Source organism: Labrenzia sp. R5_0, assembly GCF_017743835.1.
GTDB lineage: Bacteria > Pseudomonadota > Alphaproteobacteria > Rhizobiales > Stappiaceae > Roseibium > Roseibium algicola.
On the sequence record NZ_JAGHRK010000003.1, the window covers coordinates 944,075 to 963,499 of the forward strand.

The 19,425-nt window shown below is 59.7% G+C and carries 16 protein-coding genes; 4 read left to right on the forward strand and 12 right to left on the reverse strand.

Going from position 1 to position 19,425, the window contains the following annotated elements; all coding sequences use genetic code 11:
* Positions 1–24 precede the first annotated feature (24 nt).
* From groES to J7447_RS19760, 4 genes are all read right to left on the reverse strand, one after another.
* Positions 25–312 (reverse strand): co-chaperone GroES, encoded by a 288-nt coding sequence (gene groES, locus J7447_RS19745; RefSeq protein WP_006935644.1) that lies wholly within the window; start codon positions 310–312, stop codon positions 25–27.
* Between the two features lie 278 nt (positions 313–590).
* Entirely contained in the window at positions 591–1,157 is a 567-nt protein-coding gene (locus J7447_RS19750; RefSeq protein ID WP_209170635.1) for a hypothetical protein, read from the reverse strand.
* Positions 1,158–1,338: 181 nt separating this feature from the next.
* Positions 1,339–2,829 (reverse strand): sigma-54 dependent transcriptional regulator, encoded by a 1,491-nt coding sequence (locus J7447_RS19755; protein WP_055657767.1) that lies wholly within the window; start codon positions 2,827–2,829, stop codon positions 1,339–1,341.
* Between the two features lie 214 nt (positions 2,830–3,043).
* A complete protein-coding gene (locus tag J7447_RS19760; protein WP_209170636.1) occupies positions 3,044–3,850 on the reverse strand; it encodes a hypothetical protein in 807 nt (268 codons plus the stop codon).
* A gap of 376 nt (positions 3,851–4,226) precedes the next feature.
* On the opposite strand from J7447_RS19760, the gene J7447_RS19765 reads away from it, so the two are divergent.
* Positions 4,227–5,789: an EAL domain-containing protein gene (locus J7447_RS19765; RefSeq protein WP_209170637.1), complete on the forward strand. Its 1,563-nt coding sequence runs from the start codon at positions 4,227–4,229 to the stop codon at positions 5,787–5,789.
* Positions 5,790–6,134: 345 nt separating this feature from the next.
* Here J7447_RS19765 and J7447_RS19770 read toward each other — a convergent pair whose 3' ends face one another.
* The 5 genes from J7447_RS19770 to ileS all read right to left on the reverse strand — a co-directional run bounded on the left by J7447_RS19770 (position 6,135) and on the right by ileS (position 13,439).
* On the reverse strand, positions 6,135–7,463 hold the full coding sequence (locus J7447_RS19770; RefSeq protein ID WP_055657773.1) for a pitrilysin family protein: 1,329 nt from the start codon (positions 7,461–7,463) through the stop codon (positions 6,135–6,137).
* A gap of 2 nt (positions 7,464–7,465) precedes the next feature.
* The gene (locus J7447_RS19775; RefSeq protein WP_353653804.1) at positions 7,466–8,941 is read right to left on the reverse strand and encodes a pitrilysin family protein; all 1,476 of its coding nucleotides are present in this window, start codon (positions 8,939–8,941) and stop codon (positions 7,466–7,468) included.
* Positions 8,942–9,137: 196 nt separating this feature from the next.
* Complete coding sequence (locus J7447_RS19780; RefSeq protein WP_161633267.1) at positions 9,138–9,845, reverse strand: hypothetical protein; 708 nt, start codon at positions 9,843–9,845, stop codon at positions 9,138–9,140.
* A 78-nt stretch (positions 9,846–9,923) separates the two neighbouring features.
* The gene (gene lspA, locus J7447_RS19785) at positions 9,924–10,457 is read right to left on the reverse strand and encodes a signal peptidase II (RefSeq protein ID WP_023002062.1); all 534 of its coding nucleotides are present in this window, start codon (positions 10,455–10,457) and stop codon (positions 9,924–9,926) included.
* A 21-nt stretch (positions 10,458–10,478) separates the two neighbouring features.
* Entirely contained in the window at positions 10,479–13,439 is a 2,961-nt protein-coding gene (ileS, locus tag J7447_RS19790; RefSeq protein ID WP_055659384.1) for an isoleucine--tRNA ligase, read from the reverse strand.
* Positions 13,440–13,819: 380 nt separating this feature from the next.
* Between ileS and J7447_RS19795 the strand changes: the two genes are divergently transcribed.
* Entirely contained in the window at positions 13,820–15,103 is a 1,284-nt protein-coding gene (locus tag J7447_RS19795) for a glycosyltransferase family 87 protein (RefSeq protein WP_209170638.1), read from the forward strand.
* On the opposite strand, the gene J7447_RS19800 is transcribed toward J7447_RS19795, so the two are convergent.
* The 3 genes from J7447_RS19800 to J7447_RS19810 all read right to left on the reverse strand — a co-directional run bounded on the left by J7447_RS19800 (position 15,095) and on the right by J7447_RS19810 (position 17,909).
* Positions 15,095–16,030: a DMT family transporter gene (locus J7447_RS19800; RefSeq protein WP_209170639.1), complete on the reverse strand. Its 936-nt coding sequence runs from the start codon at positions 16,028–16,030 to the stop codon at positions 15,095–15,097. The genes J7447_RS19795 and J7447_RS19800 overlap by 9 nt on opposite strands.
* Before the next feature lie 248 nt (positions 16,031–16,278).
* Complete coding sequence (locus tag J7447_RS19805) at positions 16,279–17,277, reverse strand: bifunctional riboflavin kinase/FAD synthetase (RefSeq protein ID WP_209170640.1); 999 nt, start codon at positions 17,275–17,277, stop codon at positions 16,279–16,281.
* A 185-nt stretch (positions 17,278–17,462) separates the two neighbouring features.
* Positions 17,463–17,909, reverse strand: coding sequence for a MaoC family dehydratase (locus tag J7447_RS19810; RefSeq protein WP_023002057.1), 447 nt, complete (start codon positions 17,907–17,909; stop codon positions 17,463–17,465).
* A 250-nt stretch (positions 17,910–18,159) separates the two neighbouring features.
* On the opposite strand from J7447_RS19810, the gene J7447_RS19815 reads away from it, so the two are divergent.
* On the forward strand, positions 18,160–18,543 hold the full coding sequence (locus J7447_RS19815; protein ID WP_006935666.1) for a response regulator: 384 nt from the start codon (positions 18,160–18,162) through the stop codon (positions 18,541–18,543).
* A gap of 173 nt (positions 18,544–18,716) precedes the next feature.
* The gene (locus J7447_RS19820; RefSeq protein ID WP_023002056.1) at positions 18,717–19,409 is read left to right on the forward strand and encodes a protein phosphatase CheZ; all 693 of its coding nucleotides are present in this window, start codon (positions 18,717–18,719) and stop codon (positions 19,407–19,409) included.
* The last annotated feature ends 16 nt before the right edge of the window (positions 19,410–19,425 follow it).

Consider the following 19,425-nt stretch of genomic DNA (forward strand, 5'->3'; position numbering starts at 1 on the left):
AAATCAGAAGCGGTTCGCGGCTGGTTACGCGATCACGCCCATGATGTCGGATTCCTTCATGATCAGGAGGTCTTCACCGTCGATCTTGACTTCGGTGCCGGACCACTTGCCGAACAGAACGCGGTCACCAGCCTTGACGTCGAGCGGAACGATCTCGCCGTTGTCCTTGCGGGCGCCGGTGCCGATGGCGATGATTTCGCCTTCCTGCGGCTTTTCCTTAGCGGTGTCCGGAATGATGATGCCGCCAGCAGTCTTTGCTTCAGAATCTACGCGGCGAACGACGACACGGTCGTGCAGTGGACGAAATGCCATAACACTGTTTCCTCTCATGAGCGCGCCCCACGCAATAGGCAGCGCGCGAGACATGAACATTGGGTTGCGTTGCACGGAAGGAAATTGCCTCCCGTCACCAATTAGCACTCCTTAACAGCGAGTGCTAACAGCGCCATGGATTTATGTAGCTGTGCTCAGCTTGTCAATGCTTTGTGACGAGAATTTAATCGCAATCGGTCGCGTTGCGCCTATGGGGTAGTCAACAGACCGGGGAGGCGGAATTATGGCGTCGCTGTTACGGTGTCAGCGAGCCCGGCTCAATTCGCGCCGGAAACGCTGAAAGGCAGTGTAAAGGCGCTCGTTTTGCCACCGATTTCGTCGGTGAAGCTCGTTTCCAGCTGGTAGTCGCCGACCGGCAGGCCGCTGAACTGAAACGTGAGGGCCGCGGAAAGTTCACGCTGCTTGGACCGGCCGCTGCCGGAAAAGGTCGCGAAGTTCTCCTGTTCGGCCAGAACCTGGCCGGATTTGGTCAGCAATTTGTAGTCCGCGGTCAGCTCATAGGCATAACCGCCTTCGGTTTCCTGAAAGCCGTAACCGACCGGTTCCGCGTAGACAGACAGCGCTTCACCATCGGCAAACGTTGCATCAGCGCGCGGCGTATACTCGCCATATCCGGTGCTCGGGCTGGAAGCGAAGGTTGCGGCCGTGAACGAAAGACCGGCGGCCGTCCATGCCTGGTCATAGGCGGCAAGTGCGTTCTGGAAAGCTTCAGGAGGGCTGGCGGGGGATTGGGCCTGCGCGGACAGCTGTCCAGCAGACAGTCCGGTTGCAATCAGAACAGCAGACACCGTCTGCCGAAAAGCACATTTTCCCACCAGCATCATCTATATCCCCGCACGCCTTTAAATCTTGTCGTTTTCAGCGATTTTGCCGATATAAACCGACTTGTCCGATTAAACAAGGCAATGTGTGCGGCGCGGTAAACGCCGGATTTAGCTGTGCTCTACTCGTTATCCGCGAAAGTAGAAAACCCGATTGCGGTTAACGTGTCGCCTGTCCGGGCATTTACATGCTGCGGGCTGTCCAGGACTGGCGCTTTCGGTAGATAGTGGAAGGGCTGATCTCAAGGGCTGCTGCCGCCATGGCGATGTTGCCGTCAAAGGCATCAAGAGCGTCTTCGATGATACGCCGCTCCTGGGCCCAAAGCGGCTCGATGGTTCCGAACGGCCGGCTTGGCGGCGCCACGCGCGATCGCTCGCGGGACAGGTCGATCAAGGTGCCCGGCCGGCTGCTCTGGTCACGAATGATCAGCGGCAGCATGTCGTAGGTGACCGCGGCACCGTCATTCATGACAACGATCTGCCGGATGGTGTTCTCAAGCTGGCGGACGTTGCCCGGCCAGGGATAGGAAATGATCCGCGCTTCCGCGTCCGCATCAAATCCTCTGAAACCGCGCCGTTCTTCCGCCGAATAGCGTTCAAGGAAGGTTTCGGCGAGCGGCAGGATATCGTCACGGCGCTCTCTGAGAGGCGGCATGTGGATCGGCAGCACGTGCAGCCGGTAGTAAAGGTCTTCGCGGAAGCGGCCGGCGGATATTTCCTGAACCGGGTTCCGGTTTGTGGCGCAGATGATGCGCGCGTCCACCTTGCGGGTATGTGTGTCGCCGAGGCGCTGGAACGTCCCTGTCTGCAGGAAGCGCAACAGCTTGCTCTGCAGGAGAAGGTCCATCTCGCCGATCTCGTCCAGGAACAGCGTGCCGCCATCGGCCTGTTCGGCCGCGCCCGCACGGTTGTCTGCAGCTCCGGTAAAGGCGCCGCGCACGTATCCGAAGATCTCGCTTTCAATGAGGTCTCGCGGAATGGCCGCGCAGTTCAAGGTGACGAAACGGTTGGACCGGCGCTCGGATAATTCGTGAACCGCAGCAGCGCACAGTTCCTTGCCCGTTCCGGACTCTCCGGTAATGAAGACCGGAGCCTGCGACGGCGCCATGCGACCGATCTGGTCGTGGATGTCGCGCATCTGGGCGGAGGTGCCCACCAGGCGGTTCGTTCCGGAGCTTTCGGTTCTGATGTGTGCCGCGCGAAGCGGAGGTGCGGATAGCTCCGGCATTGAAACGACAGGCTGGACACTCTGCGGTGCTGCGGGAGCAACCGGTTGAACGGGCCTTCTTTGTTTCAGCTGGAAGGAAATCTTGGACGCAAGCGCATCGAGCGAGAAGGGCTTGGTCAGGAAATCATGGGCTCCGGCGCGCATTGCACTGACGGCCCGCGAGACAGACCCCTTGGCCGATACCGCGATGATGACTGCCTTGGGACAGCGGACCGCATAGGCTTCCAGGGCTTCGTCGCCACCGATGGTTTCCAGATCAATGATCAGAATGTCGGTGGTCTTGTCTGCAAGGTCCTGCAGGCAGGACGAGGATTCCGTGTACAGGATGGGGTCCGTACAGGCATGAGACAGCTTGGCGCAGACCGCAGAGGTGCGGGCAGCCTCGGAGGCCGTTGCGTCAAGTACGCGTACTATAACAGGCAGCTCTTTGCCCTCATTACTCCCCATTGCTGGGTAACTCCCATCGCTGGATACGGGTCATTCGAATATCGAAAGATTCGTCAATTTGATAATTCTCCGAACAGGGTAAACAAAGCGTTGTCAGATGACGCAAATTGCAGGCGATCTTCGCTTTCGGCACAGAAAAGGGCCGAAGTGAGCAAAATATTCCAGCTCAGGCGGTGTGTGGTGGATATGTCGAAGACCGGTCAGACCTGAGAAATCAAAGGCCGGCCGAAAGGTATCCTGCCAGGAAACTGGCAAGGCAGAGGGCGAACACCAGCCAAAGGTCAACGGGATGTGCCAATGCGCGTTGCAGCTTTCGCAAGACTTCCGGAAGGCCGGTTTTACCCGGTGCATTGGTTCCGGTGCGCACGGCGCGCGCCGGCGGCCGGAAGGCATCATGCTCGTCCACGGTTCCCGACACCCCACCTGTTTCGAGGTGCGGATGAGCCATCGTTTCCGGCGCGAAGTGTTTACCGGCCAATTCCCCGTCTGGCACGTCTTTGGCGGCAAGGTCTGCTGCACAATCCGGCAACGACCCGGCGTGCGCCGGTTGAAACTCCGGCGCGTAGCTGCCTTTGGGAATGGTGATGCGCACCGGGTCGTTTGCACCGGACCCGGCATAGTACTTCTCTAGCCTGCGCCGCAGCCGGGCGGCCTCGACACGTACGATAGGGTCCGTCACCGGATTGAAGTCTTCCGGCCGCCCGAGCGCTTCGACCGCGATCGTATAGCCTTTGATCTTTTCCTGTTGTCTGTTCAACGTGGCATGCACGACAAACCCCAGGAAGGCGCGCAGTTGGGGCGCGGACTGGAATTCGGAGCTTTTCAGGGTGTTGATGAGCGCGGCCTTGATCTGCTCGTCGCAGGGAAGCTGCTCCTGCACTGTGTTCGGGGCCGCCGCTTCACCTGACTTGAGAGAAGTTGAGGCCTCGGGTGCGGGGCGGTCCTTGGCAGGCTGGTCTATCTTCGCATCCGGCGCATTGTCGCGCGGTGCCCGATATGTCGTTTGTTCGGCTGCATGCATATCAGCCCCCTGCTAGACCTGTTGACTGATCCGCCGTGAAGTAGCTTCCCTTACGTAAATTTAGACGAAGTACTACCGAATGCAACGGTCAAAAAGTCATGGGGACGTCATTGCCCGGTGCGTCCAGCGGGTGAGTGGGAGACTTGTGGTTGTGAGCTGTTTGAGACACTGTGAACGCTGCGTGAGGAGCGAAAAACGCCGAAATACCGTGACGCATCAACCATAGTCGGGGACAAGTCACGGATTCCATACCGCAAGGCGGTTGTAGATTCGGCCACGCATGGTTCTTAAGGCATGATTAACCAGTAACTTTTGATTCGCGTTGGAACTTTCGAATACCATGGGGCGGACAGGGACCATATTCGTAGCAATTTGCATGGCCGTGATCGCGCTGTCGTCTGCGACAGTTCTGGTCTTCCAGTTCGGACGGCCGTTCGGCGAAGCTGTTTCCCTGTCGCTTGCGCTCATGTGCACCATGATCCTGATCCACCTGCTGATCGGTCGTGCACGCGACCGCGGCGCGGTGAGTGAGGCGGTCGACCGTCTTGAAGAGCGCATGGCGGATCTGGACGAGGATGTCGGCAATCTCGAAGGCAGGCTCACGGGCATGGAACACACCATGCCGCGCCGTACCCGCGCCGAAATCGACCCTCTGTTTGCTGAAGTTGAAGTTCTGGGCACCTTGGTCAAGCAGATGGCCGAGGCCATGTCCGACCTTGAAGCGAGGGTCGAGGACCAGCAGGCCATCGCACCGCCGCCGCAGATGCCAAGCTTGCCACGTTATCAGCAGCCGCAGGAGACCTACCAGGAAGAACGCCGGTCCACCTATCAGGCGCCGCAGAACTGGCCTCCGGTTCAGCAGCCTGCGCAGGCCCCGCAGCGCCAGCAGCACGCCCCGGCGTCCTTTTCTCATGAAGCGGACAACGGCATGCAGGAGCCCTATGCGCCAGCGGCTGCACCGCGCCGGGACATGAACGATTTCGATCGACGCTATGGTGTGCACGCGCCGCGTCTCGAGGATAAGCTGGGTCATGTTCCGGTCAAGGAACAGCCGAACCACCAGCAGCAGGATTACGCATTCGAACTGCCGAATGAACCCGACCAGCGCCTTGCCGCACGTACCGCGATGCCGGCCGAAAAGCCGAAGCCGAACATGGCCATGCGTGAACTGATCACGTCGGCACTCAATGCCAACAGGGTGGAGCTCCACCTGCAGCCGATCGTGACACTGCCGCAGCGCCAGGTGAAATACTATGAAGCCTTCACTCGACTGCGTGATAACGGTGGCAACCTGATCGAAGCATCGGCTTTTATTCCGGAAGCGGTTCTCTCGGGCCAGATAGCCCGGATCGACAATCTGCTGCTGTTCCGCTCCATCCAGGTCGTGCGCCGCCTGACCTCGCGCAATCGCAATGCCATCCTGTTCTGCAATATCTCGTCGCAGTCGCTGGTTGACGAAACTTTCTTCCCCGGCTTCCTGGAATTCGTGAAGGCGAACCAGGATCTGGCCGATGTACTTGTGTTCGAATTCTCCCAGGACGATGTCGCCCAGATGGGCGGGATGGAGCTGGAAAGCCTGAGTTCGCTGTTCGAAGCCGGGTTCCGCTTCTCCGTCGACCAGATCGCGGACATGAAGATGGACTTCAACTCTCTGGCGGGCCGGGGTTTCAAATACGGCAAGCTGCACGCCGACTATCTCATCGGGCGCCGCGAAGCCAAACACGGCCACATCCATCCGTCCGATTTCGGCGACCTGCTTCATCGCTATGGCATGCAGCTGATCACTGATCATGTGGAAACGGAATCCCAGGTGCTGGAGTTGCTCGACTACGACGTCAGGCTTGCTCAGGGCAACCTGTTCTCGCCGCCGCGCCCGGTGCGTGCGGAAGTGCTGCAGGGCGCACCTGCACCTGGCCCGAGGCGGTCTGCAGCCGGTTAATCCGCGCAAGGCGCTTCCGCGTTCCCGAAACGATAACCTGCTTCGACATTTCAGCCGCTGCAAACCGACGAAGCAGCCATGACAGTGGTCTGCCGCCATATGGCAAAAGCAGGCGGCTTACGGTTTTTTTCCGCTCGGCCTTATTCGAGTGCCGACCTGGAGCGCCCTGTGTCACTCCGGACAAGCGGATCGCAATGCCTGTCTCGAATGCACGTTTACTTCCTTGAAGGCTGTTCCCAGGCTCGAGCAGTGATGATCGCACTTCAGTCTGGCAGGCAAAATCAAAAACGCCCCGGTTTGAGCCGGGGCGTTTGTCATTGAGGCAGTGTCGTTGGTGGTTTGGGGCTACCCCTGTTTCGGGCCGACGGTCACCACTGTCGGAGCCTTGTCGGCCAGCAGGCGTTTGGCCACCCGTTTGACGTCGTCCAGTGAAATAGCCTCGATCTCGCTGTTGCGGCGGTCGAAATAATCGATCCCGAGTTCCGCATTCTGCAGAGCGACCAACTGCCGGGCAATCTTGCCGGAACTGTCGAAGCGCAGAGGGTAAGAGCCGGTCAGATACTGTTTGGCAGACTGTAATTCGTCTTCGCTCGGTCCGGTTTCGGCCATGCGACTGATCTGTTCCAACATGATCTTCACAGTCTCGTCCGCCCGGTCCGCCTTGGTCGCGGCATTGGCGATCAGAAGACCCGTGTGTGCGTAAGGAGAAAGAGATGTGCCGGCGCCATAGGAAAGTCCGCGCTTTTCCCGCACTTCTTCATACATCCAGGAGGTGAAGGTGCCGCCACCCAGAATGTGGTTCATCACAAACGCGGCCTGATAGTCGGGATCGTCACGTGTCAGCCCGGGAAGGCCGAGCAGGATCGTGGTTTGCGGTACCGCCAGCTGCTGGTTTACTCCGGTTCCGAATTCCGGTTCGAAATCGGCAATCTGCACCAGCTGACCTTCCTCCTGCAGAGGTGCAAAGACCTTGTCGAGAATTCCGGCGAGGGTTTCAGCATCGATCGCACCGACGACACCGATGATCAGCCCCTTGCGGGCGAGAAGCTTGCCCTTCTGGTTTGCAAGGTCATCCGCGTTCAGGCCGGCCAGTGTTTCGGCAGTGCCAAGCGTTGGCCGGGCGTAGGGGTGATCACCGAACATGGCTTCGGCAAGGGCTCTTCCGGCAATCGCATCCGGATCGCTTTCGTTGCGTCTCGCCCTTTGCGACAGCTGGGCCTTCATCCGCTCCACCGGGGCTTCGTCGAAGCGCGGCTCGTTCACGGCGAGGGCCAGAAGGTCACTGGCCTCGTCAAGGGTCGGCGTCAGGGTCCGCAAGCTGCCGTAGAACCGGTCCTTGCCGGTGCTGAAGTTGATGCTGATGGCAAGTTCTTCCAGCTTGGCCTGGAAGGTCTCGGAATCCATTTCACCCGCGCCTTCGTCCAGAGTCGCGGCAAGCAGGCGCGTCAGGCCTTCCTTTCCGACAGGGTCCTGCGCGGAGCCGCCGTCGAAGGAAAAATCGAGCGCAATGATAGGCACGGTATGGTCTTCTACCAGCCAGGCAGTGATGCCTTTGGGGCTGGTGACTTCCTGGATCTCGACGGCCTGCGCCAGCCTCATCAGGCCAAGCAGGGCGACAAGCGACAAAGCGAGTGCGGAGACCGGACCGCGCAGGGAGAAGAGGGTGTGTGCCATGATCAGGACTTGTCCTTCGTCTGGGGCGCATCGGATTGGGCGGCATCCGGCACGACGGGCGGTTCCATGCGCAACTCTCCGACCACGGGGAGGCCGGCGAGATAGGTGCGGGCCGCATCCAGGACATCTTCAGGGGTGACAGCCTGCACCTGCGAAGGCCAGGTCTGGACGTTTTCGATCGTTTGCCCAGTTGTCAGGGCACCGCCGAAAAGGCGTGCCAGGCCGGATTGGCTGTCCTGGGCGTAGATCGCGCTGGCGACCATGCTGTTTCGGGCGCGTTCGACTTCTTCTTCCGTAACGCCGGTCTCGAGCAGTTTCTGAAGTTCGGTTGCTATCAGCCGCTCCATGTCTTCCAGCGTGTAGCCGGGGCGCGGCACGGCGTAGAGACCGAAGCGGCCGTTATCAAGGGCGCTGCCCTGATAATAGGCGCCGGCGCTGAGGGCCGCTTCCTGGTCGAGAACCAGTGCCTTGTGCAGGCGGCTGGAGGGCCCTTCGCCCAGAATGTACGACAGTATGTCCAGCGCCTCGGGCGTGCGGCCTTCCCCGGTGGTCTGGCTCGGCACGATCCATATTTGCGACAGGGACTCCTGGCGCACCCGCGGATCGGAAACGGCAATGCGTCTTTCACCCGCAAGCGGCGGTTCGGCCGGCCGGAGGCGTTCTCCAGGCTCTGCGCGCCGGGCAACCTTGCCGTAGGTTTCCTGCGCAAGCTTGCGAACCGCATCAACGTCCACATCACCGGCAATTACCACCACCGCGTTGTTGGGCGTGTAGAACCGGTCGTAGAAGGCGATCGCAGCTTCCTTGTTGAGCGCTTCGATTTCGCTCTGCCAGCCGATGACGGGTGAGCCGTAGGGGTGATTGACGAAGGTGATGGAATTCAGCGCCTCCTGCAGCCGGGAACCGGGTTCACTGTCGACCCGCATGCGCCGCTCTTCCAGAACCACGTCCCGTTCCGGCGTCACGACTTCGTCGCTCAGAACCAGGTTCTCCATCCGGTCGGCTTCCAGCTTCATCATGAGCGGCAGATGCTGCTTGGCGACTTTCTGGAAATAGGCAGTGTAGTCGGTGCTGGTGAAGGCGTTCTCCTGGCCACCACGATCGGCAACCATCTTGGAGAATTCTCCGTTGGGATGGTCGTGAGTGCCCTTGAACATCAAATGTTCGAGAAAATGCGCAACACCAGACTGACCTTCCGGTTCATCGGCGGAACCGACCTTGTACCAGATCATGTGGGTGACAACCGGCGCCCGGCGGTCCGGGATGACCACTACCTGCAAACCGTTATCAAGCGTGAAGCTTTCAAGGTTCGGCGCAATCACGAGGTTTCCTGCCGTTGCCGGCGCGGAAAAGGCACTTCCCGGCACAAGGGCCATGCCGCCGCCCAGCAGGAGCGCAGGCATCAGCACAAGGCCGATGGAACGCTTCAACCGCCGCACGGGGGATGTCTTGTCGTGCTTCGAGGACGATGGGTTCACGTGCAACTCCCGTTCTTTGTCGTTCGAACAGCATGCGCTTCAACCAGGTGCGGGAAAAGCGCAAAGCCGGGCAATTTCATGGTGGCCAACAAAAAAGACCTCCGGACCTATCCTCCATATAGGAGGTGCGGTCCGGAGGTCCCGTTACAATTTTGTCATCTGCCTTTCGGACCCTGAAGTCCGGTCACTGAAGAGATCAGTTACAGAAGTTCTGGTCGCCTTCCAGGCAGCGCGGATCGAGCGGCTTGGAGTCGTACTCGTCGTAATTCGTCGGCTTGCGCTTTTTCTTCACCACTTCCGGCATCGGTGCATCCGGAGAAGGCGTGCTGTAGCCGGTGGGCGGATCGGTCAGGTAGCGGCGTGCGGACAGGCCATTCTGCTCGATACCTGCCTGCTGGGACCGCAGCTGCTGCAGGCGCTCCCATTCGGCCCGCTGCTCTTCACGTGTCAGCTTGCCGCCTTCGGTAATCTCGTTGAAGCGGCGCTCCGCGTCGAGATCGCGATTCTGACCGGTGACACCGGTAATCTTGAAGCCGCGCATCTGTTCCGGGGTCAGCGCTTCGCTGTTCATGCTGCCGGTCTTGCCGGAGCTGGCATAAAGCTGCTTCAGCTCGGTCAGCTGTTCGTTTTCACGCTGCTTCGGCCAGTTCTGATCGTTCACACCGGCAACATTCGTTTCCGGTTCGGGAAGGTTCGTCGGCTCTGCGGGCATGGCCAGCGGTCCACGAGGTTTGTACTCGATCTGCTTTTCGTTCGGATCGACGGCGCCAAGGCCTTTCATCACGGTGTCGACAAGGGCGACATCCGGTGCCTGGCTCGTGCCATCCGCTGCCTGGCATGCGGCCAAACCGGCCAGAAGCACCAGCACTGCAGAATTCTTTACAAACCCAACTAACGTCCGCACTGCGCAGACCCCTCGATTTCTCATAAAAAACAGCCGGCAGCACTCCGCCCGCGATCAGTCGTTGTCCAGCCTAAACCATTATTTTGCGGCTGAATTAGGACCATCTCGGAAACTGTCATACAGGAGACCGACGACGCCCGCAACGATCCACACATCTGCCAGGTTGAACACGTACCAGGAGAACGTGCCGACGTGGAAATGGACGAAGTCGACGACGGCGCCATAGGTCAGTCTGTCGATCCCGTTTCCGATCGCCCCGCCAATGACCAGCGCCAGGGCGAGGGCCACCAGGCGTGACTGGCAACGCGCCGACCAGACCCAAAGGCCAATCGTGACTGCAATCGTCACGCCGGCCAGAAGCCAGCGGCCCAGGTCGCTGTTCTGCTGGAACAGGCCATAGGAAATACCCCGGTTCCAGACCAGAACGATCTCGAGAACCGGCAAAAGGTCGACCGGCCCGTTGCGTGCAAGATCAAAGCCGTAAACCAGCCAGAGCTTGCTGCCCTGGTCGATGACAACGCCGACAAGCGCGATCAGAAGCACAAATGTGCTGAAACGGCCCCAGAGAAGGGGCCGTTTCGTATTGTTGGAAGATGTATCCTGTTGCGTCATCGTGACCGGGAACCCTGCCGCTCAGGCTGCGGCATGGGCAGCGTCCCATTCACGCAGGGCAGCAGCATCGCGCAAGGTCACATCCGGATAATCCGGATCGGAGCCTACTTCCGGCAGGATCTTCCAGGAGCGGGCGCATTTGGTACCCTCGGCAAGGCCGGGCACGACAGCCACACCCTTGGTGTCGCCGAGCGTGAACGCGCCTTCCGGTGCCGGTTCGCTGCTGAGCGTCAACTGGCTGGTGATGGCGATGTCCGCCATGTCCTTGCCCTTGAGCGCGTCCATCAGTTCCGCATCGGTGACATGCACGACCGGGTGAGCTTCCAGCGAGGAGCCGATCCGCTTTTCACGGCGCTCGATTTCCAGCGCGCCGGTGATCACGCGGCGAACCGTCTTGATCTTCGCCCACTTGGCGGCCAGTGCATCGTCACGCCATTCGGCCGGTACGGTCGGGAACTGCTCCAGGTGAACGCAGGCATCCTCGCCGTAACGGGAGGTCCAGGTTTCGTCCATGGTGAACGGCATCATTGGTGCGAGCCAGGTCACCAGGCAATCGAACAGCTTGTCGATCACGAAAAGCGACGCCTTGCGGCGCACGGACGAAGCCGCATCGCAATAAAGCGCGTCCTTGCGGATGTCGAAATAGAAGGCCGACAGTTCCACCGTCATGAAAGTGAACAGCTGGTGGAAGACCTTCTTGTAGTCGAACTCCCAGTAGGCTTCACGGATCATCTTGTCGAGTTCGACCAGCCTGTGCAGCATCAGCCGCTCCAGCTCAGGCATGTCGGCCAGCGCGACTTCTTCACCGGTGGCATGGCCAAGCGAGCCCAGCATCCAGCGCAGCGTGTTGCGCAGCTTGCGGTAGCTGTCGACGCTGGTCTTGATGATCTCCGGCCCGAGGCGCTGGTCTTCCCAATAGTCGGTGGAGGCCACCCACAGGCGCAGGATGTCGGCGCCATACTGCTTGATGACGTCCTGCGGGAACACCTGGTTGCCGAGAGACTTTGACATCTTGCGGCCGTCTTCTGCCATGGTGAAGCCATGTGTCAGAACGGCGTCGTAAGGTGCATGACCGCGTGTACCGCAGCTTTCCAGCAGCGAGGAATGGAACCAGCCGCGATGCTGGTCGGAGCCTTCAAGGTAAAGGACATAGTCCTTGCCGCCGTCGGTCTTGCGCTTGGGGGCGAGATCTTCGCGCTGTTCCAGAACGAAGGCATGTGTGGACCCACTGTCGAACCAGACATCCAGGATGTCACGGACCATGTCCCACTCGTCTGCCTTGTAGTCGTTGCCCAGGAAACGTTCCTTGGCGCCGTCCGCAAACCAGGCGTCGGCCCCCTCCGCCACGAAGGCATCGAAGATGCGCTTGTTGACGTTTTCGTCCTTCAGGACTTCAGAAGTTTCCTTGTGGATGAACACGGTGATCGGCACACCCCAGGCGCGCTGGCGCGACAGAACCCAGTCCGGCCGGTTCTCGATCATGGAGCGCAGACGGTTCTGGCCGGCCCCCGGCACGAAGCGTGTCTCGTCAATGGCGTTCAGTGCCCGCGTGCGCAGCGTGTCGCCTTCGCCGGACAGCTGCTTGTCCATGTAGACGAACCACTGCGGCGTGTTGCGGAAGATCACCGGCTTCTTGGAACGCCAGGAATGCGGATAGGAATGTTTCAACCGGCCGAGGCCGATCAGGTTGCCGCTTTCCTTCAGCTTTTCGATCACGGCCTTGTTGGCCTTGCCCTTCTCGCCCTTGTGCGTGATGACTTCGCAACCTTCGAAGCCAGGGGCATCCTTGGTATAGAAGCCGTCATCGGCCACAGTGAAGGGGATCGCGGTGTTGATGCCGCGTGCTTCCAGATCGGCCCGTTTGGTCATCCAGATTTCAAAGTCGTCCGTGCCGTGGCCGGGTGCCGTGTGCACGAAGCCGGTACCGGCATCGTCGGTGACATGGTCACCGTCCAGCAGCGGCACGTCGAATTCGTAACCGCCGAGATCGAGCCCTGCCAGCGGATGAGCACAGGTCAGTGTTTCCAGCTCGTCGTTGCTGACGGACCGGACACGCGCAAAATCGGTGATACGGGCGTTCTTGAACACTTCGTCGGCAAGGGCATCCGCCAGGATCAGCTTGTCGCCCTTCTGGACCCAGTTGTCGTCCGGCAGTCCGTCCTGCGTAACCTCGTAGAGGCTGTAGTCGATGCGCGAGGAATAGCTGATGGCGCGGTTGCCCGGGATGGTCCAGGGCGTGGTCGTCCAGATCACAACCGAAGCGTCCAGCAGTTCCTCGACAGCCGCTTCATCGCGTCCGCCGGCACTTTCGACCGGGAACTTCACCCAGATCATGTCGGACTGGTAGTCCTGATACTCGATCTCTGCTTCGGCAAGCGCGGTCTTTTCGACCACCGACCACATCACCGGCTTGGAACCGCGGTAAAGCTGGCCGGAGGTTGCGAACTTCATCAGTTCCCGGGCAATCACGGCTTCGCTCTCGAAGCGCATCGTCAGGTAAGGGTTGTCCCAGTCGCCCTCGATGCCGAGGCGCTTGAATTCCTTGCGCTGGACGTCGATCCAGTGCTCGGCGAATTCGCGGCACTCGCGGCGAAATTCGTTGATCGGCACCTCGTCCTTGTTCTTGCCCTTGGCGCGGTACTGTTCCTCGATCTTCCATTCGATCGGCAGGCCGTGGCAGTCCCAACCCGGAACGTAGTTGCTCTCGAAGCCCGTCATCTGCATGGAGCGCGTGACGATGTCTTTCAGCGTCTTGTTCAGCGCATGGCCGATATGGATGTTGCCGTTGGCATAGGGAGGTCCGTCATGCAGCACGAACTTGTTGCGGCCCTTGCCCTGTTCGCGCAGCTTTTTGTAGACGTTCATCTGCTCCCAGCGAGCGAGGATTTCCGGCTCTTTCTTGGGAAGGCCGGCGCGCATCGGGAATTCGGTCTGCGGCAGGTTCAGCGTTTCGGAATAGTCGCGTTTATCTGTCTCGGTCATCGTCACGTCGATCCGGTCGTTCGGGCCCTGGGCCCGCGTCATATGTCAGGATGATTGCCGGCCCGTTTCGGGCAGCAACATGAAATCAGGAAGTCCCGGTCCCTGGCGCCGCATTGCCGCGTCAGCCGAAGGCCGGGCAAGTAATTCGCGTAATCGCGATCGTCGGTCTGGCGACGACTATGAGAGCCTTGTGTTGCATGGCAAGGGACATAGCAGCACTTCGGCGATGAATAAAGATGTTCCGGCAATTCCTGTGTTGTTTGTCTGTCCGGCAAACGTACAACTTCCGAAAATCGGCTTCGGGTAACCGAATATGAATGTCTTTCGGTCATGGATAGGCCCGGGTTGAGACGGGTGAGCGACGGACAGACCGGCAGAAAATGGCCAATCAGGTGAAACAGGCGGCAAATGGGTCGCAGGCGGGCGTAGACAAGGCAAGTCTCTGGTCTCGCGGTGTCGTGACAGGCGACTGGCTGAGCTGGGACCGGATCGGCTTTGCATGTCTGTGTTCGGCGATCGGTTTCACGCTGGGCCTGTTGTGGATGCTGGTGGTGCCCAATACTTATGGCGCGCCCAACGGCACGTTGCTGATGGATTACCTCAGCTTCTGGATGGCAGGGGGCCAGGCTCTCAACGGAACGCCGGAAGTGGCATACAGTCCCGCTGCGTTTTCCGCCCTCCAGCAGCAGCACACCGGAACAGACACCGTCTTCGGTTTCTTCTATCCTCCCACGTTCCTGATGTTGCAGATGCCGTTTGCGCTTCTGCCCTACAAGATTGCGTTTGCCGTCTTTATCGGGATCACCACGGGTCTGTTGTGTCTGGCCTGCCGCCTGATTGCGGGCAACTGGCTGCTGGCCGCCTGCCTGATCCTTGTACCGGCCTGCGCGAACAACGCTTTCCATGGCCAGAATGCAGCGTTGACCGCAGCGCTCTACGGTTTCTTTCTTGTCGGGATCGAACGGCGGCAGATGGTGTGGGCGGGCATCGCTCTGGGTCTTCTGACTATCAAGCCGCAGTTGGGCATCCTGGTTCCTCTGGCCCTTGTTGCCAGCTTCAATTGGCGGACCTTCCTGAGTGCATCCGTCTCGACGCTGGTGTTCGCCGCGCTCGGCGTTGCGGTACTCGGCTTTGGCACCTGGCAGGCCTTCTGGATTCAGGCGCCGGTTGCCTCCGCCATGATGGAGCTGGGCGGCGTTGAATGGGTCAAAATGATTTCGGTTTACGGTGCAGGCAGGGTGCTGGGGCTCGGTCATCTGCCGGCGATGATGGTGCAGGCGGTCTTTGCCCTTGCTGCTGCCGTTTGCGTGTGGCGTGTCTGGCGGCGGACGGACGCCATGTCGGTACGGGCTCCGGTCCTGGTCGGCGGCACCTTGCTGGTCACACCCTTTGCCCTTTCCTACGACCTGACGCTGATCATCATCCCTTGTGCCTTCCTGATCCGCGAGGGCCTCAGAAACGGCTTCTTGCCTTACGAGAAAGTAGCGCTCTTCATCATCATCGGCCTATCTGCATCCACCAGCCCGTTTGCGATCTGGCTCGGCATGCCGATCGCACCCGTCCTGCCGGTGATGCTCGTCTGGCTGGGGCTGCGCAGACTGCAGTTGCACGCCGCACATCCGAAACGTGAGCGCCTCGACGGCGCGATTGCCGGATCAGCTTGAGGCCGCCTGCCGCAGCTTGCGCTCGCGGTGGGTGATGTAGAGCCCGCTCGAGATGATCAGGGCAATGCCCAGCCATGTCGGTCCGTCCGGAAAATTGGAAAAGACCAGATACCCGAACAGGGTGGCGCTGACGATTTCGATATATTGCAGCGGTGCCAGCATACTGGCGCTGCCGCGTTGAAACGCGGAAACGACAAGACCGTGGCCGGCGAAGGAAATGAGCCCGATCAAGGCCAGCAAGCCGGACTGGGGTGCGTCCGGCATGACGAATTCCATGCCTTCGATCCCGGTCAGATATCCGATCACGAGACCTGTCCCAAGCAACAGTGAACCGGACAGGCCCGCGCTGAACTGGATGGTCAGAAGATCGTCGCGAACGGGGTAGAGCCTGTTGAGCAGCAGGTAGAAGGAAAACAGAACGGCGGTTGCGACCGGCAGCAGGCTGACGAGACCAATCTCCGCCAGCGTCGGCCGCAGCACGATTATGGCCCCCAGCAGGCCAACGAGAATGGCGCCGATCCGCCGCGGGCCGACCTGTTCCTTCAAAAGCACTGCCGCCAGGATGGTAAGGACCATGGGCTCAACAAAGAAGATCGAGATCGCGGTCGCCACCGACATGTACTTCACCGCAGTGAAGAAACAGAGCGATGCCGTGCCCAGAAGAATGCCGCGCAGGTAGTTCACGACCGGTTGCTTGCCCCTCAGGTGCATGAGTCGGCCGGTGACCAATGCAATGGCAAGGCTGATCAGAAGCTGAAAGAAAAAGCGGCCGAATGTGACTTCAAGCGTCGGCAGCTCCGCGGAGAGATATTTTGCGGTGATATCCATCACCGGCAGCAGCAGCATGGCCGACGTCATCAGGAAAATCGCCATGAGCGGGTTCTGCTCGACATCCCCGGAACGCGAGGAAATGGATTGACGCTTCATCGTGCTGCAACCTCCGGAGCGTCTTCATCACTGAAAACCACACGCGAACAGGGATTTCGCCGACTTTCCGGCGATGGGCAATCGCTTGGGAGAAGGACCGGCAACAAGGAAAGGGCCGGGCAAAAATCTCTGCGGTCGCTGGCCGCAGCAGGATTGCCGATCCATATTCCTTTTGAAGTTGAACGTCTCCCGGAGCAAGCCGGCAAACGCCAAGTTCGTCAGAAAAGAGAAAATATTTTGAAGGCTGCTCAGGCGGAAAGATCGAGCAGTTTCATGTCGAGTTCGGAAAGCGGCTGTAGCGAGCCGAGCGCGGCGCGGGCTTCTTCGCTGTCCCGGTCCATCTGGGCAATCAGTGCCTCGACCGAGTCGAATTTTTCCTCGCCGCGCAGATAGGACACCAGGTGCACGCGCAGCGTCTTGCCGTAGAGATCGCCAGCAAAGTCGAACAGGAACACTTCAAACAGTGCGGCGCCATTGTCGAAGGTCGGGCGGCGACCATAGCTGGCGACGCCGTCATGCCAGGCCCCGTCGACACGGACCTTGACCGCATAGATGCCCTGCTTCAGCGGGCAATCCTCGGTAAGGCTCATGTTGGCGGTCGGATAGCCGAGGTCGCGGCCGCGCTTGTCTCCGTGGCGCACGTCCGCCTCGAAGAACCAGCGATAGCCAAGGAGACCGTTTGCCTGGGCGATATCCCCCCGTGAGAGGCTGTCGCGGATACGGGTGGAAGAAATGACTTCAGCGCCTTCGTCTTCCTCGCGCTGGACGATGGTCACGCCGAAGCCGTGATCGGCACCGGCGGAACGCAAATAGTCTGGGGTGCCCTGTCTGGCCCGGCCGAAGTGGAAGTCATAACCGGTGACCGCGTGGGAGATGCCGAGCGTGTCGATGAGAATGTCCTGAACGAAGGCATTCGCTTCGATGCCGGCAAACTCCCGGGTGAACGGAAGGATGAGCGCGCCGTCGAGACCGCACAGGCGCAGCAGGTCGAGTTTCTGCTGTGGCGGGGTCAGACGGAAAATGGGTTTGGACGGGTTGAAGACCGTGCGCGGATGCGGCTCGAAGCTCATGGCATAGACGGGATGATGCGTGCCGTGGCCAAGACCGAGCGCGGCGTCGAGCACGGCACGGTGGCCCCTGTGAACGCCGTCGAAGTTGCCGATGGCAACAATGCCGCCTTTCAGGTCCGCCGGAAAGGCATCCAGGCTTTCGATGATCGGAAAGCTGGAGGGATCAGTGGAGCTCATGCGGCAAACCTTCGCGCAACGATACGTCACAACGGTCCGGTGTGCCGGCCCGTCCTGCAGGAACACGTCAAACAAGGCGCTCCGGGTGGAGCAGCCCTGCCGACTTTGGCGTGGAACCTGCCGTCAAGCAAAGCAAAGGTCAAGATGGGGATGTGCCGAAGACTTGCCTTTGCAGTCGCTGCCCGTCAAAGACCGGATTGATCCTCGTCCCGGCCGGGAACCTTCACCAGTGCCTCGCCTTCCAGAACCACGGTGTCGTCGACACTGCAGATACAGGAAAGGCGGGCACGGTTGCCGCGCTCCATCAGTTCCTCGACGGTGACAGTCACCTTGACGTCATCGCCGATCCTGACCGGGGCCTTGAAATTGAGCGTTTGCGACAGATAGATCGCGCCGGGGCCGGGAAGGCGGGTGCCGAGCACGGCCGAGATCAGGCTGGCCGTATAGAGGCCATGGGCGATTCTCGTCTTGAAGGGCGTGCGGGCGGCAAAATGTTCGGACAGATGAATCGGGTTCCGGTCACCGGATACTTCCGCAAAGCCGACCACGTCGGAAGAACTTACATGCTTCACGAGTACTTCGCTCATACCCACGGAAAGATCTTCGAAGCAGAGTTTTTGCAGTTCCAACATTACGGTTTCCGCCCTGATTTGTCTTGATTTGAAGTAGGCGGACGCTAGGCGGTGCAAGGTTTTCTGGCAATTGTGCTTTGGGCGAAGAAAAAAGCGCCTGTTATTAACGGTCTTTTCAGGGGCGGCGGGTAGATTGCGTTGAGTGTGGGGAGGTGAGGACACAATAATGTGTCGCTCTCCTTCGAAGTCATAACGCGTTTCCACCGGCCCACGGCCAGGGGCCGCGCAAATTGACAGTATGGAGTAGACAATGGCCCTTGATCTTCAGATGCCGGTCCTCGTGGTCGATGACTACAAAACGATGATTCGCATCATTCGGAACCTGCTCAAGCAACTCGGTTTCGAAGACATCGACGATGCTGCGGACGGCACCGAAGCTTTGGAAAAAATGAAACAGCGCCGTTATGGCCTGGTGATTTCCGACTGGAACATGGAGCCGATGACCGGATACGAGCTGCTGAAGCAGGTTCGTGCCGACGGCAGCCTCAGCAAGACGCCTTTCATCATGGTGACTGCTGAATCCAAGACGGAAAACGTCATCGCCGCCAAGAAAGCCGGCGTGAACAACTACATCGTGAAGCCTTTCAATGCTCAGACGCTGAAAGGCAAGATCGAGGCGGTCTTCTCCGATTGATTTCTTGCACTTGGCGGGGAGCTGCGTTGGGGCGCACCTCCGCCAGTGCCAGACGGATGTACAGGATCGGCGCGGTCTTGCTGGGCAGGCAGGCCGGGTCAGCTTTGCTGCATCCGAAAAGTTATAGCGGTTCCTGAGACTTCCGGATCCGCGCTTCGGAGGATGCTTTCAAAATGGAAAGGCTCGACCTGGTGGCCAGTATGAAACAGGAAAACATTGCCCGAGTCATAGACTTCCTGCAGGAAAACAAGAACAGGCAAGGTGAAGTTTCCCTGACCGACGTGATGCATCTTGCAGAAGTCATGTCGGGTTCGATGCACGACTTTCTGTCGACCGTACAACCGGCCGTCACGGAAGAACTGACCGTCATCGCCAAGGAAATCAGGCGCATGAAGGAGGAAATCTCCCAACTGCGCGCCAATGACATGACTGGCAGCAAGATCCCGGACGCCGGACGGGAACTGGACGCCATCGTTGAGGCGACGGAAGAAGCCACCAACACCATCATGGAAGCGGCCGAAGAGATCATGGGCGCCGACGCCAGCGACCAGGAAGCCTATCAGGAGCTGGTCAGCAACAAGATGATCAGCATCTTCGAGGCTTGCACCTTCCAGGATATTACCGGCCAGAGAATTTCCAAGGTGGTCGCAACACTGCGTTACATCGACGAGCGTGTGACTTCCTTCATCGAACAACTGCGTATTCCGGAAGATCTCGATGCGACGCTCGTCGAGACAGAGTCGGAGCGCCGCAAGCGCGAGCTGATCCTCCATGGTCCGCAGCATTCAGGCGAAGGTGTTTCGCAGGATGATATCGATGCCCTTCTGGGCGGCGCACAGGCGGATATCGACAAGCTGTTCGACTGATCCGGACTGAAAAAAA

Excerpts from the sequence above, each read along its gene's own strand:
- lspA (WP_023002062.1), bottom strand. The coding sequence starts at position 10,457 with ATGACGCAACAGGATACATCTTCCAACAATACGAAACGGCCCCTTCTC.
- groES (WP_006935644.1), bottom strand. The coding sequence starts at position 312 with ATGGCATTTCGTCCACTGCACGACCGTGTCGTCGTTCGCCGCGTAGAT.
- J7447_RS19760 (WP_209170636.1), bottom strand. The coding sequence starts at position 3,850 with ATGCATGCAGCCGAACAAACGACATATCGGGCACCGCGCGACAATGCG.
- J7447_RS19750 (WP_209170635.1), bottom strand. The coding sequence starts at position 1,157 with ATGATGCTGGTGGGAAAATGTGCTTTTCGGCAGACGGTGTCTGCTGTT.
- J7447_RS19820 (WP_023002056.1), top strand. The coding sequence starts at position 18,717 with ATGGAAAGGCTCGACCTGGTGGCCAGTATGAAACAGGAAAACATTGCC.
- J7447_RS19765 (WP_209170637.1), top strand. The coding sequence starts at position 4,227 with ATGGCCGTGATCGCGCTGTCGTCTGCGACAGTTCTGGTCTTCCAGTTC.
- J7447_RS19755 (WP_055657767.1), bottom strand. The coding sequence starts at position 2,829 with ATGGGGAGTAATGAGGGCAAAGAGCTGCCTGTTATAGTACGCGTACTT.
- ileS (WP_055659384.1), bottom strand. The coding sequence starts at position 13,439 with ATGACCGAGACAGATAAACGCGACTATTCCGAAACGCTGAACCTGCCG.
- J7447_RS19810 (WP_023002057.1), bottom strand. The coding sequence starts at position 17,909 with ATGTTGGAACTGCAAAAACTCTGCTTCGAAGATCTTTCCGTGGGTATG.
- J7447_RS19815 (WP_006935666.1), top strand. The coding sequence starts at position 18,160 with ATGGCCCTTGATCTTCAGATGCCGGTCCTCGTGGTCGATGACTACAAA.
- J7447_RS19800 (WP_209170639.1), bottom strand. The coding sequence starts at position 16,030 with ATGAAGCGTCAATCCATTTCCTCGCGTTCCGGGGATGTCGAGCAGAAC.
- J7447_RS19770 (WP_055657773.1), bottom strand. The coding sequence starts at position 7,463 with ATGGCACACACCCTCTTCTCCCTGCGCGGTCCGGTCTCCGCACTCGCT.
- J7447_RS19805 (WP_209170640.1), bottom strand. The coding sequence starts at position 17,277 with ATGAGCTCCACTGATCCCTCCAGCTTTCCGATCATCGAAAGCCTGGAT.
- J7447_RS19795 (WP_209170638.1), top strand. The coding sequence starts at position 13,820 with ATGGCCAATCAGGTGAAACAGGCGGCAAATGGGTCGCAGGCGGGCGTA.